This window comes from Buttiauxella brennerae ATCC 51605, assembly GCF_001654925.1.
In the GTDB taxonomy this organism is placed as follows: domain Bacteria; phylum Pseudomonadota; class Gammaproteobacteria; order Enterobacterales; family Enterobacteriaceae; genus Buttiauxella; species Buttiauxella brennerae.
In genome coordinates, this window is sequence record NZ_LXER01000011.1 from 119648 (window position 1) to 145370 (window position 25723).

A 25723-nucleotide genomic window follows, 5' to 3' on the forward strand; every position below is an offset into this window, starting at 1 on the left:
AAAAATGTGTTAAAAACGAATACCCGTCTTACTTCGAGCCGCAGGTGTGTTGACTGCACCCGTGCGCCCCAGCCATATAGCAATCTATGCTCCTGGGGAGTTACGGCCTTGTCGCCTGCCCGCAACTCGAATTATTGAGGGTATTAGAATTATTAAATGCAAACGATAACTTACAACTTCGAGCAGGGTCGACCCACTAATGATCCCACAAATATCTCAGGCACCAGGACTCGTTCAATTGGTGCTCAATTTTTTGCAGGCACTGGAGCAACAAGGTTTTACCGGCGATACCGCCACCAGCTACGCTGACCGTCTTACGATGGCCACCGATAACAGCATTTACCAGCTGTTACCTGATGCGGTGTTATTCCCACGTTCCACGGCAGATGTGGCGTTGCTTGCCCGACTAGCTTCTGAGGAACGCTTTCAGTCATTAGTCTTTACTCCGCGCGGTGGCGGCACTGGCACTAATGGTCAGTCGCTCAACAAAGGCATCGTCGTCGACATGTCGCGCTATATGAACCGCATCATTGAAATCAACCCTGAGCAAGGGTGGGTGCGGGTCGAAGCTGGAGTGATAAAAGACCAACTCAACCAATATCTCAAACCGTACGGCTATTTCTTCGCACCAGAGCTTTCAACCAGTAACCGCGCCACGCTTGGCGGGATGATCAACACCGATGCCTCCGGGCAGGGCTCGCTGGTTTACGGTAAAACCTCGGATCACGTGATGGGTGTGCGCGCGGTGTTACTCGGCGGCGATATTCTCGACACGCACCCGATGGCGACAATGCTTGCCGAAGAGATGGGGCGCGACGACAGCCCGACGGGCAGGATTTATCGTACCGTGCTTGAGCGTTGCCGCGAACAGCGCCAGCTCATCATCGACAAATTCCCCAAATTAAACCGCTTCCTGACCGGCTACGATCTGCGCCATGTGTTTAATGACGACCTTTCGCAATTCGACCTCACGCGTATTCTTTGTGGCTCAGAAGGCACGCTTGCGTTTGTGACTGAGGCGAAATTGGACATCACGCGTCTGCCGAAAGTGCGCCGCCTGGTGAACATTAAATATGATTCATTCGACTCTGCGCTGCGTAACGCGCCATTTATGGTCGAAGCGCGGGCGCTTTCCGTCGAAACTGTCGATTCAAAAGTCCTCAACCTGGCGCGTGAAGATATCGTCTGGCATTCAGTCAATGAATTGATCACCGATGTGCCAGGTAAAGAGATGCTTGGCCTGAACATCGTTGAATTTGCAGGTGACGATCACGCGTTAATCGAAGGGCAGGTTACTTCATTGTGCGAACGCCTCGACTCGCTGATTTCACAGGGTGAAGGCGGCGTTATCGGCTGGCAGGTTTGTACCGAACTGGCAGGCATTGAGCGCATCTATAATATGCGCAAAAAAGCCGTCGGCCTGTTGGGTAATGCAAAAGGCCAGGCGAAGCCGATTCCTTTTGCCGAAGATACCTGCGTGCCACCGCATCATTTAGCTGATTACATCACTGAATTTCGCGCCTTGCTCGATAGCCACAACCTGAGCTACGGCATGTTTGGCCACGTTGATGCCGGTGTTTTACACGTGCGCCCGGCGCTGGATATGACTGACCCGCATCAGGAAGTGCTGATGAAGCGCATTTCTGATGATGTGGTCGCACTTACCGCGAAATACGGTGGTTTGCTGTGGGGCGAGCACGGCAAGGGCTTCCGCGCCGAATACAGCCCGGCGTTCTTTGGCGAAACGTTGTATGAAGAATTGCGCCGTATTAAAGCGGTATTCGACCCGAACAATCGCCTGAACCCAGGGAAAATCTGCCCTCCGCTAGGTGTGGATGACCCAATGATGCAGGTCGATGCGGTAAAACGCGGCACTTTCGACAGGCAAATCCCGATTGCGGTGCGCACTTCCTGGCGTGGTGCGATGGAGTGTAACGGCAACGGTTTGTGCTTTAACTTCGATGTAAAAAGCCCGATGTGCCCGTCGATGAAAATCACCAGCAACCGTATTCACTCACCAAAAGGGCGGGCGACGTTAACGCGTGAATGGCTGCGTTTACTGGCGGACCGGGGTGTTGACCCCGATGCGCTGGAAAAACAAATGCCGGAAAAACGTGCCAGTTTGCGCACGCTCATCGAACGCACACGCAACTCCTGGCATGCACGCAAAGGTGAATACGATTTCTCTCACGAAGTGAAAGAGGCGATGTCCGGCTGCCTGGCGTGTAAAGCGTGTTCCACACAGTGCCCTATCAAAATTGACGTGCCGGAATTCCGCTCGCGTTTCTTACAGCTTTATCACACCCGCTATTTGCGCCCAGTGCGCGACCATCTGGTGGCAACCGTTGAAAGTTATGCACCGTTAATGGCGCGTGCGCCAAAAACCTTTAACTTCTTTATGAGCCAGCCGTGGATGCGTAATCTGTCGGCGAAGCACATTGGTATGATTGATTTACCGATGCTCTCCACGCCAACGCTACAACAGCAACTGGTCGGGCATGCTTCTGCAAACACCACGCTTGAGCAACTGGAAAGTTATAGCGCCGAGCAACGCGCCAAAACGGTGCTGGTGGTGCAAGATCCGTTCACCAGTTACTACGATGCGCAAGTGGTGGCGGATTTTGTACGGCTGGTCACGAAGCTGGGATACGCCCCGGTTGTGCTGCCGTTCTCACCAAATGGCAAAGCGCAGCACATCAAAGGCTTCTTGCAAAAGTTTGCTCGCACCGCGCGTAGAACGTCAGAATTTCTCAACCGGATTGCGCAGTTAGGTATGCCGATGGTCGGTGTCGACCCGGCGTTGGTGCTTTGCTATCGTGACGAATACAAACAAACGCTCGGCGAAGAACGCGGGGATTTCCATGTGCAACTGGTTCATGAATGGCTACCCGCTGTGCTTGCCAGCCGCGAAATTGCCACTGTGGGCGGTGAATCCTGGTATTTATTTGGCCACTGTACGGAAGTCACCGCGCTACCCACTGCGCCAAACCAGTGGGCGGAGATTTTTGCCCGCTTAGGTGCGAAGCTTGAAAACGTCAGCGTCGGTTGCTGCGGCATGGCGGGAACCTACGGGCATGAAGTTAAAAATCATGCGAACTCACTGGGGATTTACGAGCTGTCGTGGCACCAGGCGATGCAGCGCCTGCCGCGTCAACGCTGCCTGGCAACCGGCTATTCTTGTCGTAGCCAGGTGAAACGAGTGGAAGGCAACGGTGTTCGCCATCCGCTACAGGCACTACTGGAGATTCTGGGATGATCTGGCGACGTGAAGTGAATCTGGACGCGCTCAATAAAATGGGCGCTGACAATATGGTTGAGCATGTGGGAATCGTCTTTACCCGCATTACAGAAAACGAGCTGGAAGCTACCATGCCGGTTGATAACCGCACCCGTCAGCCGTTTGGCCTGCTGCACGGCGGCGCGTCGGTGGTATTAGCTGAAACGCTCGGTTCCGTGGCCGGGTATCTGTGCACCGACGGTGAGCAGAAAATTGTCGGGCTTGAAGTTAACGCCAACCATCTGCGCTCCGCACGTGAAGGCATTGTGCGCGGTGTGTGCACCGCCGTGCATGTTGGGCGCAGGCACCAGGTCTGGCAAATTGAAATCAGCGATGAACAAGGGCGGCTTTGCTGCACCTCAAGGCTGACGACGGCGGTGATTTAGATAGTATTGCCGGGCGGTGAAGTTGATATCAATCCGCTCGGCAAATGTCACTCCCGTGGTTATTTTGTGGTAATAATGTTTCAGAAGTAATATTCCCCTACATAAATAAACAATTCCTCCACCGCAATTATGGAATACTCGCTGAGTATTATTCGACCAAAATCACTATGAAGGAATTCCTTATGCGTCACCGTACCTTATTACTGGCAACACTTTTCATTGCGGGCAGTCAGATTGCCCATGCAGGTGTAATTAACCCTGACTGCACCGTATCTAAAGCGGCTAAAAGCACCGCGATGAAAGCGACTGTTGGCGTAGGCGGGCGTTGTGATGCCAAAGAAACCGTAAAAGACCAGACACCCGATGCGGTGAAAAACGGTGTTTCTGATGTGAAGCAGACAAAATCGAACGTTCAAAGCGTGGGTCATAATGTCTCTAATACTGTCGACGTAATTAAAAATAACTAGCGTAATAATTAAATTGGGCATTCTGACGCCTGCTTAGAATGCCAAAATTTCTGATCATTTCGATAAATCCTACTTACCGTTCTCCTCGCAAATATCTAATTATCATCGCCATAGCCATTATTCCCGGTGAGACTCACGAGCGCATTTCTGCTAACGTCAGAAAAACTAAAAACATCAGGAGGTCGTATGCGTCAGAGAGTTATCGTTTGCCCGATTATTGAAAATAATGGTGAAGTTCTGTTGTGCAAGATGGCAGACGATCGCGGTGTGTTTCCGGGGCAATGGGCGTTATCCGGCGGTGGAATGGAGCCGGGTGAACAAATGGAAGAAGCCTTGCTGCGCGAAATTGCTGAAGAGTTGGGCACTGAGCTACAGATAACCAGCGTTAAACCCTGGACCTTTGCCGACGATGTGCGGGTGAAAACCTATGCAGACGGGGCGAAAGAAGAAATCTATATGATTTACCTGATGTTTGACTGTGTCAGCGCCAACCGGCAGGTGACTTTTAATGAAGAGTTTCAGGATATTGCCTGGGTTAAACATTCTGAGCTGAACAACTACGATTTAAACGAAGCGACGAAAGTGACATTCAGTAAGAAAGGCTGGATTTGATTCCCGATCAACCCTTTCCACATTAAGGAACGCGATGCTCAAAGCGCTCATCTGGCTGATTCTCACCGCGCTGTCTGGCGGCGGCGTGGTTGTCTATGCGCTGCATCAGCAGTATGAAGAACAAAGCGCGGAGTTTCGGATTCTCTATCGCGATATCACCGTTAAGCTTTCACAAAACGATGTGATTCTCGCGCTGCTTTCGAACAGCAGCGACCCGAAAGTTGTGCAGCAAAAGTTCCCCTATATTCTGCGCTGGCAAACCAGTCCTCACTATCCTCCTCGCCCGGATATCAACCCGGCACGTGCAGGGACTTACTGGATAAACTCGCCGCAGGGATCTTTGCTGATTGATTTGCCAACTCTGCTGGCTGATTTCGTGCGCACGCAGAAATTTCGTCATTTCAGTTTGAGCTGGCAGGGCACGCCGCTTCTGACTCAGGGGGAAGGTGGGGATAAAGACGGGTGGCGTTGGGAGAAAAGCATTGCCAGCCCGACACAGCCGTTAAATCTGGCGGTGACAAATAACCCTGACTGGCGGATGTTGCCCTGGTTTTTAATCATCCTGCTGGGTGTTTTCTGGGCGGTTGCCATCTACTTTTATAATCAATATCAGGTGACCAGGCACCAGCGCAATATTGCCGACTTACGCGCTCATTTTTCAGAGCTCGCGCGGCTCAATGCAATGGGCGAAATCGCGGCGGGTATGGTGCATGAACTGAATCAACCACTGACGGCTATTCTGAGTTATTCGCAAACCGCACAGCGTTTGATAAAACAGCAGCAGACAGATAAAGCCCTGCTACTTTTGGATGCCTCGGTCATACAAACTAAGCGCATTAGCGCACTGTTGTTAGCATTTCGGGAAAAGCTGCACAGTGATGAACAAGCGTTGCAGCCGGTCAATTTGCGCCAGGTCTGGGAAAGGGTGGTGATGTTACTCGGCAACGAGATTGAGCGGGGTAAAATCAATGTGATTAACCAGATCCCTGAATCTTTACCAGCGCTGATGGCGTCACCATTAGGCATTGAGCAAATTCTCCATAACCTGCTCAATAACGCGATTCAGGCACAGCAGCAAACGGAAAAAGGCTGGGTTTGCGTTCATGCCAGCCAAACTGCGACCAGCATTATTTTGACGGTGAAAGATGGTGGACCAGGGCTTACGGATCAGGCTCTGGAGCAAGTGTTTATGCCATTCTTTACGACCCGAAAAGATGGGCTTGGGTTGGGTATGGCATTAACCGAAACGCTGGTTCAGCGTCTGAACGGCAGCATAGTGGCTGAAAATATTCCCCACGGCGGCGCCTGCTTCACACTGACTTTTCCGCTCGCGCAACAGGAGGCGTGATGGCACAACGTATCTATCTTATAGATGACGACGAAGCGATACGCTTTTCGTTAACCGCACTTCTCGAGACGATGGGGTGGGAAACCCAGTCCTATGAGAGCGTGCAGAGTTTTCAGGCCTCTCAGCCTGATCTCAGCGTTCTCAACGGCTGTTTGCTGTTGGATATTCGCATGCCTGGAAAGTCCGGGATTACCCTACTTGAGAGCTGGGAACAAATGGGCAGCACGATGCCGGTCATTATGATGACGGGCCATGGCAGCATCGATCTTTGCCGTCGGGCATTTAAAAATGGGGCGTTTGAATTTCTGACTAAACCCATTGATGCGGATTTGCTGATTGAAACGGTGAGTGCCGCCCTCGAGCAGCAAAAACTGAGCCAGCAGCAGCGTGACAATCAGGCCGATTTGCAGGCGAAACTGGCGACACTTTCTGCCCGTGAGCAAGAAGTGATGGCGCTAATCATGCAGGGCAAATCAAATAAAGAGATGGCTCGTTTTTTAGACCTATCGCCACGCACCGTGGAAGCCCATCGCGCGAGCTTGTTTGCGCGTCTGGAAATTAACTCGCTGGCAAAACTGATTAAAATCTACGGTGGGTTGAAGAGCACTACGTAAAATTACCTGGTTTACCAGGTATTCGCCCGAATGGTTTCGCATCACGCGGTTGGTTACCTTAACTCCTGTAAATTAATCATACCGAGTTGAGGGAAGAAACCATGAAAAAATCCATCCTGTTGGCGGCTGCTCTGTTCAGCACTGCCGCGGCAATGCCTGCATTTGCCAGCAATGTTCTGACCGAAAAAAATCTCTCCCTCGAGTTTGCGGATAAGCTCGCGCAGAGCGCCATTCAGGTCTGTAGCGCCAAAAATTACAATGTCGCGGTAACCGTTGTTGACCGTGCCGGTGTGGTGAAAATCGTTAAACGTATGGATAACGCAGGCCCGCATACCGTTGAAGCCAGCCGCATGAAAGCGTATACCGCGCTGACCACCAAAAATACGACTGGCGACGTGATGAAGAGTGCTCAGGATAACGCGGGTGCACAGAATATGCGTGATATACCTGGTTTCTTATTATTGGGCGGTGGCGTACCGGTGAAGGTCGATAACCAAACTATCGGAGCCATCGGTATTGGTGGTGCACCAGGCGGCCATTTGGATCAGCAATGCGCAGTTGATGCTCTTGAGGCAAATAAGGCCGCACTCAACGCTTCCTGATGAGCGTCTTCACGGCGTTGCAGGCGCATTTCAACCTGCAACGCTGCGGGTAAAACAGTTGTGCAGTATATTCCCCTTTGCCCATGTTCAAATTTTTTGTCAAAATAATGTCTTTAGCGTCATACGCTTTGCGTATTACACGGACGTTTTTTTGCCCGTATATGGGAAATAAGGGAGTTGAAATGAAGTATATGTTCGCGCTGATGTTGAGTCTGACATTATCCGGTTGCACTGCGAGTGATTGGATAGACGCTGCGGGTGGAATTATGCAGGCGACTGATCAAAACGAAAAAGACGCAAGAAATAAGCGCATAAAAGCGGCTAACAAAGCAGCAGGCTATTAAGATTTAAGCAAACTGCAATAGCGAGTTACTTTTCCCATAAACATTCGAGTTTGAAGCACTCCGCGCCTTTATATAAGTACTCATCATAAATCCGGTAACCCAGATATTCAGCAACATGAATTGAGGCCGGGTGGTGCTTCACAATGAGACACACTGTTCTGGATGGAGCAAACGAATCAACATACCACTGGTGTGCGGCCTCAGCAGCTTCCTTTGCAATCCCCCGGCTCTGGGCCGCGCGTGAAATCACCCATGAAGCCTCTGCGCAGTTATCAAAGCCCGCATCAATACCACGATGGAAATTAGCCAACCCCGTTTCGCCTAAAAAAATACCGTCAGTTTTTTGGAAGATGGAAAATATACCGAATCCAAAAGTGGACCAATGCCCGATATTTCTCAGAATACGATTCCATCCTTCTTCTGGGGTAAATCCTGGCGAATTTGTTACATGGAAAATTTGAGGATCAGCATACATCGGGTACCACACATCAAAATCCGTGATGGTCTGCGGGCGCAAAATGAGTCTTTCGGTTTCAATGGTTATCATCATTTTATCTTTGGGGTGTTTTACCGATTATAACTTTATCCAAAACAATAGAACATTCCTGGCCTTGACGAGCATCCACCCTAAACCACAAATGGTTAACCTGTTGATGTGCCTCTAAATCGTTGTTTTCAGGATTTTTACAGTACCAATTGCATAAATCGGTATTCTCTATACATCTTTTACTTTCTATCGCCTAAACTTTCTTATCTCAGCTTAATCCTCTTAGTTTCAGTGGCTTAAATAGCTCTTTTCACCACCTGCAAGAGTTTCAGTAGGGTCTATCCTTAGTTAATGCGCCTAAAAATTCAGCATTTCGTGAATACCCTTGTTACCAGGATGTTGTATTGATAATAGTTATCATTAACATAGGGTATTGGCCTTTGGGCAGCAAAACATAAAGAGGTGAACTATGGATATGCAAACCGGTAGCTTCGATCCCAGTGAGTTTGCCTGGAAGGGACTGACGTTAACCCCTGATGCTGTGGCTCATATTCGCAAACTGGCCAGCCAGCAGCCGGATTTCCTCGGTGTGCGTTTGGGCATTAAACAGACAGGGTGTGCGGGTTTCGGCTATGTGCTGGATACCGTCAAAGAGCCTAAACCTGACGACCTCCTATTTGAAACGGACGGTGCAAAGCTGTGGGTGCCACTTTCAGCGATGCCGTTCATCGACGGAACGGAAGTCGATTATGTGCGCGAAGGATTAAACGAAATATTCAAATTCAACAACCCGAAAGCACAGCACGAATGCGGCTGTGGTGAAAGCTTTGGGGTGTAGGCGGGATTATGTCACGTAACACTGAAACGTCTGAAGAAGTGCAAACCTGGGCGGGTGGCCACTCTTATAAAGAAGGCTTTTTCACCCAGTTGAAAACCGACGAAATGGCTCACGGCATCAATGAGGATGTGGTGCGGGCAATCTCTGCGCGGCGTAATGAGCCTGAGTGGATGCTTGAGTTTCGTCTGAGTGCCTATCGCGCCTGGGTTGAGATGGAAGAGCCACACTGGTTGAAGGCCCATTACGATAAGCTGAACTATCAGGATTACAGCTACTACTCGGCGCCGTCGTGCGGCAGTTGCGATGATAACTGTGAATCACAACCCGGCGCAGTCCAGAAGCCTGGTAGCAATGCTTATCTGACCGGTGAAGTGGAAGAGGCATTTAAACAGCTCGGTGTTCCGGTGCGCGAAGGCTCGAATATCGCCATGGATGCGATTTTTGACTCCGTTTCTGTGGCGACCACGTACCGTGAAAAACTCTCTGAACAGGGCATTATTTTCTGCTCTTTTGGCGAGGCCATTCATGAATTCCCGGAGCTGGTGCAGAAATATCTTGGCACCGTCGTGCCGAGTAACGATAACTTTTTTGCGGCCCTCAACGCCGCAGTGGCATCCGACGGGACGTTTATTTATGTTCCGAAAGGTGTGCGTTGCCCGATGGAACTGTCGACCTATTTCCGCATCAACGCTGAGAAAACAGGCCAGTTCGAACGCACCATTTTAGTGGCCGACGAAGGCAGTTACGTCAGCTATATCGAAGGGTGCTCGGCACCGGTGCGCGATAGCTACCAGCTGCACGCCGCAGTGGTGGAAGTCATCATCCATAAAGATGCCGAAGTGAAATATTCCACGGTGCAAAACTGGTTCCCGGGTGACGGCAACACTGGCGGCATTCTGAACTTCGTGACCAAACGCGCCTTGTGCGAAGGGGCTAACAGCAAAATGTCCTGGACGCAGTCTGAAACCGGCTCGGCGATCACCTGGAAATACCCAAGTGTGATTCTGCGCGGCGATAACTCGATTGGTGAGTTCTTCTCGGTGGCGCTGACGGCAGGGAATCAGCAGGCCGATACCGGCACCAAGATGATTCATATTGGTAAAAACACCCGCTCGACCATTATTTCGAAAGGGATCTCCGCCGGGCACAGCCAGAACAGCTATCGCGGCCTGGTGAAAATCATGCCAACGGCGACTAATGCCCGTAACTTCACACAGTGCGACTCAATGCTTATCGGCCCGGACAGTGGCGCGCATACCTTCCCGTATGTGGAATGCCGCAACAACACCGCCCAGCTTGAGCACGAAGCAACGACATCGCGCATTGGTGAAGACCAGCTGTTCTATTGCCTGCAACGTGGGATAGCCCAGGACGATGCGATTTCAATGATCGTCAACGGGTTCTGTAAAGACGTGTTCTCAGAATTGCCGCTCGAATTCGCGGTGGAAGCACAAAAATTATTAGCGATCAGTCTGGAACATAGCGTCGGTTAAGGATTAAGGGAAAATTATGCTGAGCATTAAAGATTTACAGGTAAGCGTTGAGGACAAAGAGATCCTGCGCGGTTTGAGCCTTGAAGTGAAACCCGGCGAAGTGCACGCCATTATGGGGCCGAATGGCTCAGGGAAAAGTACGCTTTCCGCAACGCTTGCCGGGCGTGATGACTATGAAGTCACCGGGGGCGAGGTCCATTTTAAAGGCAAAGACCTGCTGGAGTTATCACCCGAAGATCGCGCGGGCGAAGGCATCTTTATGGCGTTTCAGTACCCGGTGGAAATTCCCGGCGTTAGCAACCAGTTCTTCCTGCAAACCGCGCTCAATGCGGTGCGCGAATATCGCGGTCTCGAAGAACTCGACCGTTTTGATTTTCAGGATTTGATGGAAGAGAAAATCAAATTGCTGAAGATGCCAGAAGATTTGCTGACTCGTTCGGTGAATGTGGGTTTCTCCGGTGGTGAGAAAAAACGCAACGACATTTTGCAGATGGCGGTTCTTGAACCTGAACTTTGCATTCTTGACGAGACCGATTCTGGACTAGACATCGATGCCTTAAAAATCGTGGCGGAAGGGGTTAATTCCCTGCGTGATGGCAACCGTTCGTTCATTATCGTCACACACTACCAGCGCATTCTTGACTACATCAAACCTGATTTTGTTCATGTGTTGTATCAGGGGAAAATTGTGAAATCGGGTGATTTCAGTCTGGTGAAACAACTGGAGGAGCAGGGTTATGGCTGGCTTACCGAACAGCAGTAACGGCAACGCCCTGCAACAGTGGCACCACCTGTTTGAAACGCAGGGCGACAAACGCAGCAAAGAAGCTCAGGAACATATGCAGCAAATGCTGCGCCTGGGTCTGCCGACTCGTAAACACGAGAACTGGAAATACACCCCGCTTGAAGGGCTGCTCAATAACCAGTTTGTCTTGCCTGCACCTGAGGCATTAACTGAGACTCAACGCGATGCGCTGGCGTTGTCAGTGGATGCGTGGCGGCTGGTGTTTGTCGACGGGCGCTTCAGTGCACAATTGAGTGACGATTTAACCCACAGTGGTTTTGAGGTGACGGTTGACGAAGCGCGCGACTCGCTACCGGCGGCAGTGCAGGGCGAAGTGTTTTTGCATCTGACTGAAAGTCTGGCTGAAACGGTGACCCACATGCGCGTGGCGCGTAATCACAGCCCGGCGAAACCACTGTTGCTGATGCACATTAGCCGGGGCAGTGAGCTGGGCGAGATGAATACCGCGCATTATCGCCACCACTTGTCGCTTGGCGAAGGTGCTAAGGCAACGGTGATTGAGCATTACGTCAGCCTTGATGAGCACGCCCATTTTACCGGGGCGCGTTTTACAGCTGAAGTTGGCGCAAACAGCCAGTTGCATCACGACAAAATGGCTTTTGAAAACGCTCAAAGCTATCACTTTGCCCATAATGATTTAATCGTTGGTCAGGATGCGACAGTTGAAAGCAACAGCTTCTTGCTGGGGGCTGCGGTATTACGCCACAACACCAGTGCGCAATTAAACGGCGAGAACACGCAACTGCATATGAACAGCCTGGCGTTGCCAATCAACAACGAAGTGTGCGACACCCGTACCTGGCTTGAACATAACAAGGGCTACTGTAATAGCCGCCAGTTACATAAAACTATCGTGCGTGACAAAGGTCGTGCGGTATTTAACGGCATGATCAAAGTGGCGCAGCACGCGATTAAAACCGACGGGCAGATGACCAACAATAACCTGTTGCTCGGGCGTCTTGCGGAAGTGGACACTAAGCCGCAACTGGAAATCTACGCCGATGATGTGAAATGCAGCCACGGTGCCACGATTGGCCGTATTGACGACGAACAGATGTTCTATCTGCGCTCACGCGGGATCAAAGAACAAGCCGCACTTCAGATGATTATTTTTGCCTTTGCTGCGCAGCTTACGGAAAGTATCAGTGACGGGGCATTAAAACAGCAGGTGCTGGCGCGTATCGGCCAGCGCTTTGCAGGAGGCGTTGCATGAGTTTTTCCATAGAACGGGTGCGTGCTGATTTCCCGATTCTGAGCCGGGAAGTGAATGGGCAGCCGCTGGTCTATTTAGACAGCGCTGCCAGTGCGCAAAAACCACAGGCGGTGATTAATGCCGAACTGGATTTTTACAGCCATGGTTATGCGGCGGTGCATCGCGGTATCCACACGCTGAGTGCAGAAGCCACCCAGTTGATGGAGAACGTGCGTAATCAGGTTGCGGGCTTTATTAATGCACGAACTCCGGAAGAAATTGTCTTTGTTCGCGGGACAACCGAAGGGATTAATCTGGTTGCTAATAGCTGGGGGCGCGCCAATATCAAGTCCGGGGATAACATCATTATTTCCGCGATGGAGCACCACGCCAATATCGTGCCATGGCAAATGCTCTGCGAGCAGACGGGCGCTACGCTGCGCGTTATTCCGCTCAATCAAGACGGCACTTTGCAGCTTGATGTGTTCCCGACGTTGATTGATGAGCGCACAAAACTGTTAGCAATTACCCAGGTTTCTAATGTGCTCGGCACAGAAAACCCGGTACGTGAAATGATTGCCACCGCGCATCAGGCAGGCGTGAAAGTGCTGGTGGATGGCGCGCAGGCGATTATGCACCACGCCATTGACGTGCAGGCGATGGATTGCGATTTCTATCTTTTCTCCGGCCACAAAATTTATGGGCCGACCGGGATTGGCGTGCTGTATGCGCGCGAGGAGATCCTGCAAAACATGCCACCGTGGGAAGGGGGCGGGTCGATGATCGCAAGTGTCAGTCTGACAGAAGGCACCACGTATGCCGCAGCGCCGTGGCGTTTCGAGGCGGGCACACCTAATACTGCCGGGATTATCGGGCTGGGAGCGGCTCTACGCTACGTGGAGAGCCTGAATCTTGCCGAGGTCAGTGAGTATGAGCACTCCCTCATGCGTTACGCGCAGCAGGCGTTAAAGGCGGTTCCTGATTTGACCCTCTACGGCCCTGAACATCGTCTTGGGGTTATCGCCTTTAATCTTGGTAAGCATCACGCTTATGACGTGGGCAGCTTCCTTGATAACTACGGTATTGCGGTGCGCACCGGCCACCATTGCGCGATGCCGCTGATGGCATTTTATAATGTTCCGGCAATGTGCCGCGCTTCATTTGCTATGTACAACACCGAAGAAGAAGTCGACCGCCTGGTGGCAGGTTTACAGCGCATTCATCGCCTTCTGGGCTAACAGGGAGAAAGCCATGGCTACGTTGCCAGATAAAGATAAATTGCTGAAAAACTTCAGCCGCTGTAGCAACTGGGAAGAGAAATATCTCTATATTATTGAGCTGGGCGCGCGCCTGCCTGAATTAGCGCAAGCTGATCACAAGCCAGAAAATATCATTCAGGGCTGCCAGAGCCAGGTGTGGATTGTGATGCACCAGCAACCTGATGGCGTGATTACCCTTGAGGGTGACAGCGACGCTGCTATCGTCAAAGGCCTGATTGCTATCGTGTTTATTCTCTACCAACAGATGACTTCGCAGGATATTGTCGCGTTTGATGTTCGCCCGTGGTTCGAGAAACTTGAACTGGCTCAACATCTTACACCGTCTCGTTCTCAAGGGCTTGAAGCAATGATCCGTGCTATTCGCACCAAATCCGCCAATCTTAGCTAAACTCAAAGAACAGCTTTCATCCTGTTAACGCGAGGTAATTCTATTACCTCGCATGGCTTTCAGCATTCCGGCATTCAGCCGGTGAATACAGGAATTCAGTATGAAACGCGCGTTCTCTCAAATAACATTACTTTTGATTAGCGCCCTGGCGGCAAGCCAGTCGGCGTGGGCTGTCGATTATTTACTCCCGCCGCCGGGTAGCCGGATAATTGGCGAAAACCAAACTTATATCGTGCCTGATGATGGTAAAAACCTTGAAGCGGTTGCCGCGAAATATAATACCGGCGTGTTATTACTGCTTGAGGCAAACAATACTGTCGATCCCTTCCTGCCAAAAGCGGGCAGTGAGATAACGATTCCGTCGCAAATGATCCTGCCGGATACGCCGCGAGAGGGGATTGTTATCAATCTTGCCGAGCTGCGGCTGTATTATTACCCGCCTGGGCAGAATCGTGTTGAAGTCTACCCGCTGGGAATTGGCCAGCTTGGGCGCGAAACGCCTGTGATGGTGACACGCATCAGCCAGAAAATCCCGAATCCAACCTGGACGCCAACCGCCAATATTCGTGCGCGTTCCGCAGCGCAGGGTATTACGCTGCCTGCTGTCGTGCCTGCGGGGCCAAATAACCCGCTGGGTCGCTATGCTTTACGTCTTGAGCAGGGCGGTGGTGAATACCTGATTCATGGCACTAATGCGCGTAATAGCATCGGTTTGCGGGTGAGTTCGGGTTGTATGCGTATGCGAGCGCCAGATATTAAAGCGTTATTCAGCCAGGTCGCCTGGGGCACGAGAGTGCAAATTATCAACGAACCGGTGAAATTCAGCACTGAGCCTGATGGCAGGCGCTATGTGGAAGTGCATCAGCCGCTATCGCGCAACGATTGGGAAAACCCACAAACAGTCCCGATTGCGATTTCAGCTTCGTTTGGGTCGTTTATCGACAGCCCAATGAGTGACAAAGCGCAGGTCGATAGTGCTATCTCGAGAAGGTCGGGTTATCCGGTGCTAGTGAACGCGCCGCAGGGTGTGCCGTCACAACCGGTGAATATCACGCCAATACAGAGCGTCAGGACGACGACAGGCAGTGCGCCGGTAGAACGTAGTAGTGTGAGCGCAGTTAGCGGGCAAAACAGCGTGGTGATGAATTAAGCGGGTTTGGCGTGGTTCAGAGATTTCAGGCAAAAAAAATGGCGCACAATGTGCGCCATTTTAATACAAGTACTCTTACTTACGGTAAGAGTGAGCTTGGTTGTCCAGACGCTGGTTAGCGCGTGCTGCGTCGTCTTTAGCAGCTTGAACGTCAGAACGCATTGCGTTCACGTCGTTGCTCAGCTGATCAACTTTAGCGTTCAGAGTCTGAACGTCAGAAGACAGTTGATCAATTTTAGCGTTAGAAGAACAACCTGCCAGCATAGTAGAAGCCAGGATTACCGCGCCCAGTACCAGTTTAGTACGATTCATTATTAATACCCTCTAGATTGAGTTAATCTCCATGTAGCGTTACAAGTATTACACAAAGTTTTTTATCTTGAGAATAAATTTTTGATGGGAATGCACTTAAATTTGATCGTTCGCTCAAAGAAACACCGAACCGGGGTCAAAATTAAAAAAAAAAGAGAAAAAACAGAGGATTTTAATCGGATTCATCTTACTAAATTGCGACTTAAATAGAGCAGGCCGATTTGCTTTTTAACTCAGAGTGGCTACTAAACAGAATAAAAAAAGCGCCCGAGGGCGCTTTTTAAGCAAAATATTCGTTCACAGGAAATTTACAGGACGTGAACAGATGCAGTATTGGTTGTGCCGCTTGGTACCAGAGCACCAGAAACCATGACTACGATGTCGCCTTTGCGAGCCAGACCGCTTTCCAGTGCAACTTCTTTACCCAGACGGTAGAAATCATCAGTAGATGCGATTTCTTTAACCAGCTGTGGAATGACACCTTTGCTCAGAACTAACTGGCGAGCAGTCACTTCGTTGGTGGTCAGCGCAAGGATGGTTGCGTTAGGGAAGTATTTGCGCACAGCTTTAGCAGATTTACCGCCTTGCGTTGCAACAACAACAACCGGCGCGTCCAGTTTTTCTGCAGTTTCTACTGCACCACGGCAAACTGCTTCGGTGATACGCAGTTTACGGCTGTCCTGATTGTTATCCAGACGGCTGGTCATCACGCGGTCAGTACGCTCACAGATGGTTGCCATGATGGTCACAGCTTCCAGTGGGTATTTACCTTTAGCAGACTCACCAGACAGCATCACTGCGTCGGTGCCGTCGATGATGGCGTTAGCAACGTCACCAGCTTCTGCACGGGTAGGGCGCGGGTTTTTGATCATGGAGTCGAGCATCTGAGTTGCGGTGATAACAACTTTACGTGCACGAACACATTTCTCGATCATCATCTTCTGCGCGAAGATAACTTCTTCAACCGGGATTTCAACGCCCAGGTCACCACGAGCAACCATGATGCCGTCAGAAGCTTCGAGGATTTCGTCGAAGTTGTTCAGGCCTTCCTGGTTTTCGATTTTGGAGATGATCTGGATGTTTTCGCCGCCATGAGCTTTTAAGTGCTCACGGATTTCAACGACGTCAGAACGTTTACGGATAAAGGACGCAGCAACGAAGTCAACGCCTTGCTCGCAACCGAAGACCAGGTCTTGCTTGTCTTTTTCAGCCAGAGCTGGCAGCGCGATGGAAACACCTGGCAGGTTAACGCCTTTGTTTTCGCCCAGGTCACCGTTGTTCAGCACTTTACAAACAACGTTTTTGCCTTCGATTGCAGTCACTTCCATACCGATCAGACCATCGTCTACCAGTACGGTGTTACCCACGCTCAGGTCGCTGGTGAAACCTTCGTAAGTGACAGCAACGATATCGCTGTTACCCACAACAGTTTTGTCAGTGGTGAAAGTAAAGGTCTGGCCCGCTTTCAGGGAAACGTCGTTGCCGCCTTCCAGTTTGATCGTACGGATTTCAGGGCCTTTGGTGTCCAGCAGGATAGCTGCTTTCTTACCAGACTTTTCCATCACGTTGCGCAGGTTCTTGATACGCTGACCGTGTTCTTCGTAGTCACCGTGGGAGAAGTTCAGACGCATTACGTTCATGCCGGCATCAAGCATTTTGCTCAGCATTTCTTCGGATTCGGTTTTTGGACCGATGGTGCAAACAATTTTAGTCTTTTTCATGACAGTCTTATCTGTAAGTTGAGAAGGAATGTGAAAATTCGGTTCCGGTCGATACGGGCGCCGGAGCGCAAACTAAAGCTGGTATTGTTCATGTGCCACCCGGTAAGGATAGGTGACAGAAATAAAGCGTGCAGAGGAAAGTGTGCTTGCGGTTCAGCCTGCCGGGGATATTGATTGCTTTCTAGTTTATTAGGACAGTTCAATGCGCTGAAACCATTCAAGTCAAGACCTCACCTATTATAGAGACAACTTGTCGGGAAAGGAATTAAAAACGCCGTTTCAAAATCGGAATGCGCATAAATACAGCGAAGTGTTATCAATGCGTTAAAGAACTATTAATGGGATGAGTGAAAGAAAAAACAGATAGGGCAGATTAACAGGAATCTTTGGGCAACGAAACAAAAACACATCACGCTTTCTAATCAGTGCTTCAAATTTAAATGATTTATTAAAATTTATTTGCAGAATATACTGACTTTGCCTTTCGCGAGTACTGGGAACGGCATGTGTTATGCCTGTGGGTTTGCATGGCGCACGATTTTTGTTCAGGGTGAGTTGGATAACCACACCTGTTTGATGGTTTTATTTTAGTGAAGAGTGTTTGAATGATTAAGTTAGTAATTCCTGGTTTCATTGTGGTGGCTTTCTTAGCGGCTTGTGCGAATGCTCCGGCGAAGCGGATTGCTGAATGTGAAAACCTTGGTGAGAAAGAAGGCGTGTGTGCGGCACATGAATGGGACTTTGCTATGGAAAGCCCATTCCCGGATAGCAACCTTTCTATACTGGCAAACCGCATAACCCCACAGAAGTAAGCTATTGCCTGGTTATGTTGCAGGTCGTTGCTACAGTCCACGCTGCAGGGATGCAGGTGTGTCGTCTTTCTCCATTCATTCCTTTATTGCCTAAAGTTTTTACTCGATAACAAATCAATAGTGTGGTTATTCATTTTTTACGGATGAACACTATTGCATCAATTCACCTGAATTATTTTCAACTTAAGTTTTATTAATGTTTATTATCTTGATTAGGTCGTTTCTTAACGACATTATTACTCTGAAAGGGATGGGCGGTAAATGAATTACCCCCGAGTGTTATTATTAATCATGGATTTGGATTATGCTGTCACTGGAAATGGAAGAAGATGTTGTCCTGCGGGTAAAAGGCATGGAAAAAATGCTTGAAGGAATTGTCCGCGAACTCAAAGCCAATAAAGGCGTAGTTGATGAGTTTATTCGGGATGATATCGCAAGGTTCCGGCACTGTTCAAAAGATGTAATATCACACCATGTTCAGGCTTCTCGCAATGTACGTAAAAGACTGGAAGATGTCACCATCCACTCACAAAAACGCGTACGTAAAACAGCGCAGAATAACCTGCTATACGGTGTATTATGCGGAATGTCTGTCTGCATGGTTTTGCAATTGATGTAATTAGAGTTTGTGCATTATGGGAGAAAGTTATCTTTCTCCCTTTTTTATATCTTCAGTACGGCAATTCCATCATATAAACACGGCTGTTATTTTATCAGATACCGATACAACTCAGGTGTTAGTGGCATATGAAGGTTAATGTTTTTGCCTGGTAACTTGCTATTAAACCATTGCTCATAAAACTCTCTGAAATCATCACGTTTAAATCGAGCGGAAAGCGCTTCATCAACGATTTTCTTAAATGCTATGTCGTCATGACGTAGCATGATGCCGAGATCTAGCGGTTTTCCCAATGTCAGTTCAGACATCTGATATGCTTTAGGGTCTTCACTACTTTCAATGAGTTGCTTGAGTGAGACTTCATTTATGGCTGTCGCAAAACTTTTATGAGTACTCATGGCTTCAAATGATTCATTCATTGTAGGCAATGAAAGAAGCAAAAGATTGAGCTGCTGTTCACGGTTAAGGATATTAATCTCAATTAAATCCGAAGTCCCTTTTGTCACGCTGGTGGTTTTACCAGTTAAATCAGCGATGGAATAAATAGTATTGCCTGATCTTGTACCGAAGCGAGTGTAAACAGAAAGGTAATGGCGGGAAAAAAGAACCACACTTTCGCGTTTCGCCGTATCGGTATTCACCGAGCAGTCCATATCAATAATGTTATGGTTGAGCATCGTGGTGCGCATGGTTATCGGAACAGGAATGTAATTAACAACCAGATCGTTAATGTGCAGGTTTTTTTTCAATGCCTTTGTGACATCTTTGCACAGTTCAATAACATAACCCACCACATGTCCGTCGCTGGTTTTATAAGAGTAGGGTGCGGCATCGCGATAGCCAATATTAATGATTTTATTTTGGGATATTCTCTCCAGTGTGGGCATGTTCGTTTCAGCCTGTACCAGACTTGCGTAACAAACTAGCAGCAAACTCAGGAGGTAATTAAGCATATATTTCTTTTTCATCAATTTTTTAAGGTTGACCGTTATCATAGAGGTGTAGGAACAGCGGAAAATTTTTAGTAAGAATAATGTTTTGCCGACGCGATAGACTGCTGTAATTCTGGCGATAATGGCAAATTAAGCGTAATACCCTCGGGCATTATCGGCTGCAAAAACCATTTGCTATAAAGAGCTGAGAATTCTTTGCTTTGCATCAATTGTTTTAATGAGTGGTTAACCAACTCGGTAAACTCCGGATTACCTTTCTGCATGGGGATGGCAATCGGCAGGCGCGGGCTAAGGGCATCATCCGACATGCTGAATGCTTGCGGGTGCCCTGACAGCGCCATCTGCGCAAGTATTAGCACATCGCTTGAGACGATGGCCGGTAATTTACCGCTTTCGAGCTCTGAGAAAGCCGTCATGTTGTCCGTGCCGAGGTCAATGTTAAGGGAAAGCTGATGCTGAATATTCGCTTGCTGGATATGTTTGACAAACACAGTCCCACTTTTCACCATCACGGTGTGCCCATTTAGCTGATTAATATCCGAGATATCATCTTCTTTTCGCGAGACAAAGCGAGTATCCGAGAAGAAGTAGGGCTCAGAAAAAGTCACTATTTTTTGCCGTTCAACCGTACCGATGGTTGGGATGCACCCCATCCCGATGGATTTATTTTTAATGGTTAAAAATTGAGTGGCGGTGGTGACAGGAACCCATTTGATTTTCAGCGTCGAGAGGTGAAGCTCCTGTTTGAGCAAATCAACCAGCCGATGGCATATATCAATGGAGTAACCTTGCGGTTTGTTATCTTCAAAATACGAAAAAGGGAACACATCCTTCTGGTAGCTCAGAGTAATGGTCTTTGTTTGTACAATGCTTGATAAAAGATCGTCGGCTCTGCTGGTGGTGGGGGCAAGCAGGCTGAACGCCACCAAAAACACGGCAACCATTGAAAACAGCGGTGGGTAGCAATATGTGTTTATTAATCGCATGTGACTTCCATTTTTTCCTGCTCTAACTCCATCGTTACACTGCTATTTTCGATGGCACGACCAAAATAATAGCCTTGCACCGTCACTTCCCCATGCCCAAGAGAGGCTAAAAACTCATACTGTTGCGCGGTTTCAACACCTTCAGCGGTAACCTTCAATCCGCGTTGTAGCGCGTATCGAACCAACATGCCAACTAACACCTGACTGTCTTCGCACTTATCGAGCACATCAATCAAAGAACGCGCAATTTTAATGTGCGTGAACGGGAAAATGATCAGGTAGTCGAGCGTGGCAAAACCGGTGCCAAACTCATCCAGAACAAGCCCAACCCCTAGCGCCTGAATAGCATTGAGAATGGGGAGCGTGTCTTCGCGGTCGAGTTGTTCAGAACCGGTTATTTCAATTTCAAGCCTTGAAGCCTCAAGGCCACTGTCTTGTAATGCGCTACGAATGGTATCCAATATTCCTGGGCTACGCAGTTGATGCGGGGAGACGTTTACCCATACCGTTTTGTTCAGCGGCCAGTGGGCGGCGTCCATGCAGGCGCTGCGTATCAGCCATTCACCTAATTTCGCGATAAGCCCAATATCTTCAGATACAGAGATAAAATGGTGGGGCTGCAGTTGGCCACGCATTGGATGTTGCCAGCGCACGAGTGCTTCATAACCTTCAGTGCTGCCATTTCCGATGCGGACAATTTTTTGGTAATGCAGGAAGAACTCATTGTTTCTGATGCCGTTCTCTATTTCCTGGCTAAATTGCAGGTTATTCGACGGGTTCATCGTCATGCCATGGGAATAGAAATGGAAACAATTACGCCCGAAACTTTTCGAGGTGTAGAGCGCAAGGTCAGCGTGAGCAAATAAATCTTCACGGGTATTACCATGGCGTGGTGCACAAGAAATACCGATGCTGCAACTAATAGAAAAAATATGCCCGCTACAGGCGAAGGGGTGATGAAGTGCCTGTAATACGTTCTGTGCCAGCGCTTCTGCCTCAGAAATGGAATCCTGGTGAACATGCTGAAGAATGGCAAATTCGTCACCGCCAAGGCGAATAGCGATATCTCCTTCATGCAGAAGGGCAGACAGGCGGGCGGCAGACTCAACCAGCAACTCATCGCCAACGACATGGCCATAGGTATCATTAACGGGTTTAAAATTATCCAGGTCGATCAGTAACAGGTTGAAGATACAACCTTCAGTTCTGAGTTTAATCAACCGGTCGTCGATGGAGTTTCTGTAGGCAACCCTATTGGGAAGCCGTGTCAGTGAGTCATGGTGCGCCATATACTCCATTTTTTGCGCCATCTCTTGCATGCGTTGCAGATACCCGCGATCCACCATTGCCACGCGCAGCTTTTCAATCGCTTTCGCCAGTTCACCTATTTCATCATCTTGATTCTGGAATGGGGTGACATGGTCGGTTTTTTCATCGGCTATCAGAGTCACTGCCTGGATAAGCCGTGGAACCGGGCGGAAGAGGTTACGAACCAGCCAGTTAACGACTACGACGGTAATGCCAAGAATCAAAATCAGCATCATCAGTGTATTTTTTAACAACTGATTATGGGTGGCAGACAGCGCGTCGCGTTCACCGATGCTACTGACAACCGCGCCGATCAGTTTGCCTGACAAGTTAACGATAGGAATCGAGCCGACGAAATACTCTTTGCCGCCGATAGTGGCAAAGCCACGATAATATTCTTCTAATGCCAAAGCATTTGGGCTGTCGTCAACGATGGTAATTTTTTGCCCATTTTCAGTATCGGTAAAGCCTTGTTTTGTGTCATATAACAACAGCCAGGCTGGATTATGAGTTTGTGTGGATACCAGCGTGAGCATATCGGATGGGTTAAAACCTGTCTGGATCACGGTTTCGTCATCACCTAACGGCAGCTCGGACTCAATAGAAATAACTTGCCCTTCGTGATTAGATTTAACGGTCACCGAGGTGTAAATATTGCGAATGACGTAACTGGTAATTTGAGAATTGGTCGCGGCTTGTTTAAACCACTGTTCATGAGAAATACGGTTAACTTCAAAAACGCCTGCACCTGAACCCACACCATAGGCAATTAAAATCCCCAGCATCAGGTAGATAGCCACTTTCCCGGTAATTGAATGGTACCAGTGATATCTGTCACGTGAAGGGGTATCCGCTTCATTGAGCGGTACAACGTCACGGTGCATGAGCTCTTTATCAACCATTTTCTATTCGTACTCTTTTTTATGTGATTAATGAAGGCTTATGGGGATTCATTATTATATAACCCATTGCTCATACTGTATTTATGCTATGGCTTATATGTCGGTGTATTAACTTGTTGTATGGCAGATGTTATAAAAGTGTAATTGCATGCTGGTTTTTATGTTTATAGCATAACTTGTTTGAGCACCAGAAAGTGCTTTCATTTTAATGTCTGGATTATAGAGTTGGCTAATTATTGCGTCAACGATAGATATTAACATATTCATGATTCTTCACGTGTTTTTTGATTTTACGGTTAACAAAATAGCTAATCAAAAATAGATAACTCTATAAATGAAAATATCCATTATTCGCATTTGCTGTTAATACATTTTTGCTTCTAAAAGTTCATGCAATTTGTTAATCGGTTGCGGGCGATGGAACAAAAAACCTTGTGCCAGGTGAATACCGCAACTCTGAACTATTTGGTGTTCCTCTTCCGTTTCTACGCCTTCAATCAAAACCTGGCAACCTGAGGTTTTGCAAAGTTGTACGACATGATGGAGAAATGCTTCACCACCTTCACGCGCTAAGCCAAGCACCAGCGTGCGGTCCAGTTTAATTTTATCGAGTTCATATTGTGTCAGGTACGAAAGCGTTGAGTAACCCGAGCCAAAATCATCAAGCGCAATTTTAATCCCAAACTGGCGCAGTATGGCGAGAACTTCTATCACCTGTTCGGGCTGTGTGACTTTCTGCGATTCGGTAATTTCCATTTCTAATTTCCAGCCTGACGGTAACGGCTGGCGCATTAGTTTGCTTACCAGACTCAGGAAATTAGGGTCGAGTAATGTTTGTGGTGAAATATTTACCGAAAGTATCATGCCTGGGAAACGAGACAGCTCATGATGAATAGTTTGAATCGCCGTTTCCAGTACCCAAAAATCGACTTCAGGCATCATGCCAAGTCGTTCGTAATATTTTAAAAAATAGGGTGGGGTGATTTTTCCGTCATCAGTTTGATGGCGAAGTAACACTTCCATGGCCACAATTTTACGCTCATCAAGCGTTATCTGAGGTTGAAACCAGAGGACAAAGTTACCACTATTTTGCAGTTCATTGATTTTGCGCCTGGCATCAATATATTCATTTACCTCAGAAAGATAATGATGAGGTGATTCTACTTCGCGGTGTCCAGGAATGGATAACTGGAACTGGTTTTCTTTTAAGGGCACAAAGCGAGTATCCCCGCAAGGCAGGTTGATTTCTTTATAGTCGCGCTTTTCCATATAGCGCAGGAAAGGCCAGTAAATGACTATGCCCATGCCGATTAAAAACACCTGAAAGAGAATGGCATTTATCGAACCATTTGTACCGATCCAGGCATTAATTAGGGTAGGCGTCGCCCAGCCTACCATCTGTTGCATAGGTGGCACGATATGCCACAGGGTTGCATAATAGGCGATGATGTAATCCATCGCGGGGGTCATCAAAAAGGGAATGAACATCACCGGGTTCAACACCACCGGTACGCCAAAGATCAGCGGTTCATTGATGTTAAAGATGGCCAAAGGCAGAGAAACACCGATTAAGTGGCGGTTAGACGGGTTTCGACTTATTAACAAACAAATCAACAGGCTTAACGTTCCGCCGCAGCCGCCAGAAGCACACCATGTATCATAAAAGGGAACGCTGATAATATTTAACGATTCACGGCCCGCCTTCCAGGCGTCTATGTTGGCCATCGTTTCATTCATGAGTTTCAGGCCGGTATCCTGGAAAATATAAATACCATGGATACCAAAAAACCATGTGCCTTCCCGTAGGAGTTCATAGAGCAAACCATGAATAAAATTATCGGGATAGATGGCTTTGGCTATATCGCTGGTAATCCAGCTACTGGCATGCAGTATAACGTGCCCAATCAGTATTAAAGACAGGATCTTGCTAAAAAATACCAGTAAGGTTTTTATTGAGGGTAGGTTGAATTTTATTTTATTGGTTCGAAAGAGCTTAATGTTTTTTTCTAGAATAAGATTGGTGAAAATAGCCGATAGCAAAGCCACTGGCAGGCTCACACCAATAAGAAAATTAGCATCATGATTGTGCTCAAGCCCTGTGATACCAAGCAACACCGTTAGGCTGAATGATATGCTGAGCATAATAGAAAGGCGGTATCTTACGGCCCATTGCAATGAGAAAACAATATTTAGCAACACAGGTAAGAAAACCAGCATCGTCTGCTGTAGGTTTCCTAGCCATAATGACGCTTTTTGCCAGTGAAAATTCAGACATAATGTACTGGCAACAACAATCAAACCGCGCAGTACGGAAAATGGCACTATTGCCATAGTGCTACTAAGCACCGCCTGAGAAATACGGTTGTTAATGAATTTCAACTTTAATTGGTAAAGGATACTGTTTACATTTCTTATCGGAGTGTTGTAATTCATTCGTTGCTTAATTATGGGTTGAATTGTTATTGTTGTTACAAGAGCAAACGCTACTATAGCATCATAACTAATCAGGTGATATTGAATTTTATTATTGGTAATTTTCAAGCTGATGAAAATCTAACATTACACAAATATGCTATTTACATAATTGCCTCAAGCGTAATTATCTTGTGTGATTTAAATACTTCGTTTCCATAAATATGAATTTGCCTGGTGTCCAAAATTACGCATTATTTTCTTCTGCTGCTCAGGTTTTATTCTGATTGCTCCTGTATTCGTTCGTTGTATTATTATTTAAGACCATAATCTCACCAGCTAACCCTTGTTATCAACCTGTAATGCACCGTTTGTTTTTTACTGCACGTCTGTATTTCGTTGCCTGTTAACAGCG

General features: G+C 48.2%; 25 protein-coding genes. 17 read left to right on the forward strand and 8 right to left on the reverse strand.

The features are described 5' to 3' along the window. Window positions 1-199 precede the first annotated feature (199 nt). The 8 genes from ydiJ (at window position 200) to M975_RS23075 (ending at window position 7650) form a co-directional block, all read left to right on the forward strand. Window positions 200-3256, forward strand: a complete 3057-nt coding sequence (gene ydiJ, locus M975_RS05855; protein ID WP_064557922.1) for a D-2-hydroxyglutarate dehydrogenase YdiJ — start codon at window positions 200-202, stop codon at window positions 3254-3256. Then, entirely contained in the window at window positions 3253-3663 is a 411-nt protein-coding gene (menI, locus tag M975_RS05860) for a 1,4-dihydroxy-2-naphthoyl-CoA hydrolase (protein ID WP_064557923.1), read from the forward strand. The genes ydiJ and menI overlap by 4 nt, the downstream gene beginning before the upstream one ends. A gap of 182 nt (window positions 3664-3845) precedes the next feature. Then, on the forward strand, window positions 3846-4130 hold the full coding sequence (locus tag M975_RS05865; RefSeq protein ID WP_064557924.1) for a hypothetical protein: 285 nt from the start codon (window positions 3846-3848) through the stop codon (window positions 4128-4130). Between the two features lie 186 nt (window positions 4131-4316). Beyond that, a complete protein-coding gene (gene nudI / locus M975_RS05870; protein WP_064557925.1) occupies window positions 4317-4742 on the forward strand; it encodes a nucleoside triphosphatase NudI in 426 nt (141 codons plus the stop codon). 34 nt (window positions 4743-4776) lie between these two features. Further along, entirely contained in the window at window positions 4777-6090 is a 1314-nt protein-coding gene (locus tag M975_RS05875; RefSeq protein WP_064557926.1) for a sensor histidine kinase, read from the forward strand. After that, entirely contained in the window at window positions 6090-6704 is a 615-nt protein-coding gene (locus tag M975_RS05880; RefSeq protein ID WP_064557927.1) for a response regulator transcription factor, read from the forward strand. Before M975_RS05875 ends, M975_RS05880 begins: the two co-directional genes overlap by 1 nt. Window positions 6705-6805: 101 nt before the next feature. Next, window positions 6806-7306: a GlcG/HbpS family heme-binding protein gene (locus M975_RS05885; protein ID WP_064557928.1), complete on the forward strand. Its 501-nt coding sequence runs from the start codon at window positions 6806-6808 to the stop codon at window positions 7304-7306. 182 nt (window positions 7307-7488) lie between these two features. Next, window positions 7489-7650 (forward strand): hypothetical protein, encoded by a 162-nt coding sequence (locus M975_RS23075; RefSeq protein ID WP_167350528.1) that lies wholly within the window; start codon window positions 7489-7491, stop codon window positions 7648-7650. A 25-nt stretch (window positions 7651-7675) separates the two neighbouring features. Here the strand turns inward: M975_RS23075 and M975_RS05890 are convergent, their stop codons facing one another. Next, window positions 7676-8197 carry a GNAT family N-acetyltransferase gene (locus tag M975_RS05890; RefSeq protein ID WP_064557929.1) on the reverse strand — a complete coding sequence of 174 codons (522 nt, stop codon included), beginning with the start codon at window positions 8195-8197 and terminating at the stop codon, window positions 7676-7678. 409 nt (window positions 8198-8606) lie between these two features. Between M975_RS05890 and sufA the strand changes: the two genes are divergently transcribed. The 7 genes from sufA (at window position 8607) to ldtE (ending at window position 15283) form a co-directional block, all read left to right on the forward strand. Continuing rightward, complete coding sequence (sufA, locus tag M975_RS05895; protein WP_064557930.1) at window positions 8607-8975, forward strand: Fe-S cluster assembly scaffold SufA; 369 nt, start codon at window positions 8607-8609, stop codon at window positions 8973-8975. Between the two features lie 8 nt (window positions 8976-8983). Continuing rightward, on the forward strand, window positions 8984-10468 hold the full coding sequence (gene sufB, locus M975_RS05900; protein WP_064518354.1) for a Fe-S cluster assembly protein SufB: 1485 nt from the start codon (window positions 8984-8986) through the stop codon (window positions 10466-10468). A 16-nt stretch (window positions 10469-10484) separates the two neighbouring features. Beyond that, complete coding sequence (gene sufC, locus M975_RS05905; RefSeq protein WP_064518357.1) at window positions 10485-11231, forward strand: Fe-S cluster assembly ATPase SufC; 747 nt, start codon at window positions 10485-10487, stop codon at window positions 11229-11231. Then, on the forward strand, window positions 11206-12486 hold the full coding sequence (gene sufD, locus M975_RS05910) for a Fe-S cluster assembly protein SufD (protein ID WP_064557931.1): 1281 nt from the start codon (window positions 11206-11208) through the stop codon (window positions 12484-12486). The genes sufC and sufD overlap by 26 nt, the downstream gene beginning before the upstream one ends. Beyond that, the gene (gene sufS / locus M975_RS05915; protein ID WP_064557932.1) at window positions 12483-13703 is read left to right on the forward strand and encodes a cysteine desulfurase SufS; all 1221 of its coding nucleotides are present in this window, start codon (window positions 12483-12485) and stop codon (window positions 13701-13703) included. Before sufD ends, sufS begins: the two co-directional genes overlap by 4 nt. 13 nt (window positions 13704-13716) lie before the next feature. Continuing rightward, window positions 13717-14133, forward strand: a complete 417-nt coding sequence (gene sufE / locus M975_RS05920) for a cysteine desulfuration protein SufE (protein WP_064557933.1) — start codon at window positions 13717-13719, stop codon at window positions 14131-14133. Window positions 14134-14233: 100 nt separating this feature from the next. Beyond that, window positions 14234-15283 (forward strand): L,D-transpeptidase LdtE, encoded by a 1050-nt coding sequence (gene ldtE / locus M975_RS05925; protein ID WP_064557934.1) that lies wholly within the window; start codon window positions 14234-14236, stop codon window positions 15281-15283. Window positions 15284-15358: 75 nt separating this feature from the next. Here ldtE and M975_RS05930 read toward each other — a convergent pair whose 3' ends face one another. The 3 genes from M975_RS05930 to ynhH all read right to left on the reverse strand — a co-directional run bounded on the left by M975_RS05930 (window position 15359) and on the right by ynhH (window position 17537). After that, window positions 15359-15595: a major outer membrane lipoprotein gene (locus M975_RS05930; protein WP_034455915.1), complete on the reverse strand. Its 237-nt coding sequence runs from the start codon at window positions 15593-15595 to the stop codon at window positions 15359-15361. Between the two features lie 308 nt (window positions 15596-15903). Continuing rightward, on the reverse strand, window positions 15904-17316 hold the full coding sequence (pykF, locus tag M975_RS05935; RefSeq protein WP_064518368.1) for a pyruvate kinase PykF: 1413 nt from the start codon (window positions 17314-17316) through the stop codon (window positions 15904-15906). After that, a complete protein-coding gene (gene ynhH, locus M975_RS23550) occupies window positions 17313-17537 on the reverse strand; it encodes a protein YnhH (RefSeq protein WP_425338994.1) in 225 nt (74 codons plus the stop codon). The genes pykF and ynhH overlap by 4 nt, the downstream gene beginning before the upstream one ends. Window positions 17538-17921: 384 nt before the next feature. Between ynhH and M975_RS05940 the strand changes: the two genes are divergently transcribed. Then, on the forward strand, window positions 17922-18128 hold the full coding sequence (locus M975_RS05940; protein ID WP_064557935.1) for a hypothetical protein: 207 nt from the start codon (window positions 17922-17924) through the stop codon (window positions 18126-18128). A 304-nt stretch (window positions 18129-18432) separates the two neighbouring features. After that, window positions 18433-18747, forward strand: a complete 315-nt coding sequence (locus tag M975_RS05945; RefSeq protein WP_064557936.1) for a hypothetical protein — start codon at window positions 18433-18435, stop codon at window positions 18745-18747. Between the two features lie 86 nt (window positions 18748-18833). Here the strand turns inward: M975_RS05945 and M975_RS05950 are convergent, their stop codons facing one another. The 4 genes from M975_RS05950 to M975_RS05965 form a co-directional block, all read right to left on the reverse strand. Next, entirely contained in the window at window positions 18834-19715 is an 882-nt protein-coding gene (locus M975_RS05950; RefSeq protein WP_167350529.1) for a transporter substrate-binding domain-containing protein, read from the reverse strand. A gap of 53 nt (window positions 19716-19768) precedes the next feature. Continuing rightward, window positions 19769-20644: an amino acid ABC transporter substrate-binding protein gene (locus M975_RS05955; RefSeq protein ID WP_167350530.1), complete on the reverse strand. Its 876-nt coding sequence runs from the start codon at window positions 20642-20644 to the stop codon at window positions 19769-19771. 32 nt (window positions 20645-20676) lie between these two features. Next, window positions 20677-22896, reverse strand: coding sequence for an EAL domain-containing protein (locus tag M975_RS05960; RefSeq protein WP_083967842.1), 2220 nt, complete (start codon window positions 22894-22896; stop codon window positions 20677-20679). A 363-nt stretch (window positions 22897-23259) separates the two neighbouring features. Continuing rightward, window positions 23260-25329 carry an EAL domain-containing protein gene (locus tag M975_RS05965; protein ID WP_083967843.1) on the reverse strand — a complete coding sequence of 690 codons (2070 nt, stop codon included), beginning with the start codon at window positions 25327-25329 and terminating at the stop codon, window positions 23260-23262. Between the last annotated feature and the right edge of the window lie 394 nt (window positions 25330-25723).

What these genes read in the sequence shown, in the direction of transcription:
- ydiJ (WP_064557922.1), top strand. Translation starts at nt 200, where the DNA reads ATGATCCCACAAATATCTCAGGCACCAGGACTCGTTCAATTGGTGCTC.
- menI (WP_064557923.1), top strand. Translation starts at nt 3,253, where the DNA reads ATGATCTGGCGACGTGAAGTGAATCTGGACGCGCTCAATAAAATGGGC.
- M975_RS05865 (WP_064557924.1), top strand. Translation starts at nt 3,846, where the DNA reads ATGCGTCACCGTACCTTATTACTGGCAACACTTTTCATTGCGGGCAGT.
- nudI (WP_064557925.1), top strand. Translation starts at nt 4,317, where the DNA reads ATGCGTCAGAGAGTTATCGTTTGCCCGATTATTGAAAATAATGGTGAA.
- M975_RS05875 (WP_064557926.1), top strand. Translation starts at nt 4,777, where the DNA reads ATGCTCAAAGCGCTCATCTGGCTGATTCTCACCGCGCTGTCTGGCGGC.
- M975_RS05880 (WP_064557927.1), top strand. Translation starts at nt 6,090, where the DNA reads ATGGCACAACGTATCTATCTTATAGATGACGACGAAGCGATACGCTTT.
- M975_RS05885 (WP_064557928.1), top strand. Translation starts at nt 6,806, where the DNA reads ATGAAAAAATCCATCCTGTTGGCGGCTGCTCTGTTCAGCACTGCCGCG.
- M975_RS23075 (WP_167350528.1), top strand. Translation starts at nt 7,489, where the DNA reads ATGAAGTATATGTTCGCGCTGATGTTGAGTCTGACATTATCCGGTTGC.
- M975_RS05890 (WP_064557929.1), bottom strand. Translation starts at nt 8,197, where the DNA reads ATGATAACCATTGAAACCGAAAGACTCATTTTGCGCCCGCAGACCATC.
- sufA (WP_064557930.1), top strand. Translation starts at nt 8,607, where the DNA reads ATGGATATGCAAACCGGTAGCTTCGATCCCAGTGAGTTTGCCTGGAAG.
- sufB (WP_064518354.1), top strand. Translation starts at nt 8,984, where the DNA reads ATGTCACGTAACACTGAAACGTCTGAAGAAGTGCAAACCTGGGCGGGT.
- sufC (WP_064518357.1), top strand. Translation starts at nt 10,485, where the DNA reads ATGCTGAGCATTAAAGATTTACAGGTAAGCGTTGAGGACAAAGAGATC.
- sufD (WP_064557931.1), top strand. Translation starts at nt 11,206, where the DNA reads ATGGCTGGCTTACCGAACAGCAGTAACGGCAACGCCCTGCAACAGTGG.
- sufS (WP_064557932.1), top strand. Translation starts at nt 12,483, where the DNA reads ATGAGTTTTTCCATAGAACGGGTGCGTGCTGATTTCCCGATTCTGAGC.
- sufE (WP_064557933.1), top strand. Translation starts at nt 13,717, where the DNA reads ATGGCTACGTTGCCAGATAAAGATAAATTGCTGAAAAACTTCAGCCGC.
- ldtE (WP_064557934.1), top strand. Translation starts at nt 14,234, where the DNA reads ATGAAACGCGCGTTCTCTCAAATAACATTACTTTTGATTAGCGCCCTG.
- M975_RS05930 (WP_034455915.1), bottom strand. Translation starts at nt 15,595, where the DNA reads ATGAATCGTACTAAACTGGTACTGGGCGCGGTAATCCTGGCTTCTACT.
- pykF (WP_064518368.1), bottom strand. Translation starts at nt 17,316, where the DNA reads ATGAAAAAGACTAAAATTGTTTGCACCATCGGTCCAAAAACCGAATCC.
- M975_RS05940 (WP_064557935.1), top strand. Translation starts at nt 17,922, where the DNA reads ATGATTAAGTTAGTAATTCCTGGTTTCATTGTGGTGGCTTTCTTAGCG.
- M975_RS05945 (WP_064557936.1), top strand. Translation starts at nt 18,433, where the DNA reads ATGCTGTCACTGGAAATGGAAGAAGATGTTGTCCTGCGGGTAAAAGGC.
- M975_RS05950 (WP_167350529.1), bottom strand. Translation starts at nt 19,715, where the DNA reads ATGAAAAAGAAATATATGCTTAATTACCTCCTGAGTTTGCTGCTAGTT.
- M975_RS05955 (WP_167350530.1), bottom strand. Translation starts at nt 20,644, where the DNA reads ATGGTTGCCGTGTTTTTGGTGGCGTTCAGCCTGCTTGCCCCCACCACC.
- M975_RS05960 (WP_083967842.1), bottom strand. Translation starts at nt 22,896, where the DNA reads ATGGTTGATAAAGAGCTCATGCACCGTGACGTTGTACCGCTCAATGAA.
- M975_RS05965 (WP_083967843.1), bottom strand. Translation starts at nt 25,329, where the DNA reads ATGAATTACAACACTCCGATAAGAAATGTAAACAGTATCCTTTACCAA.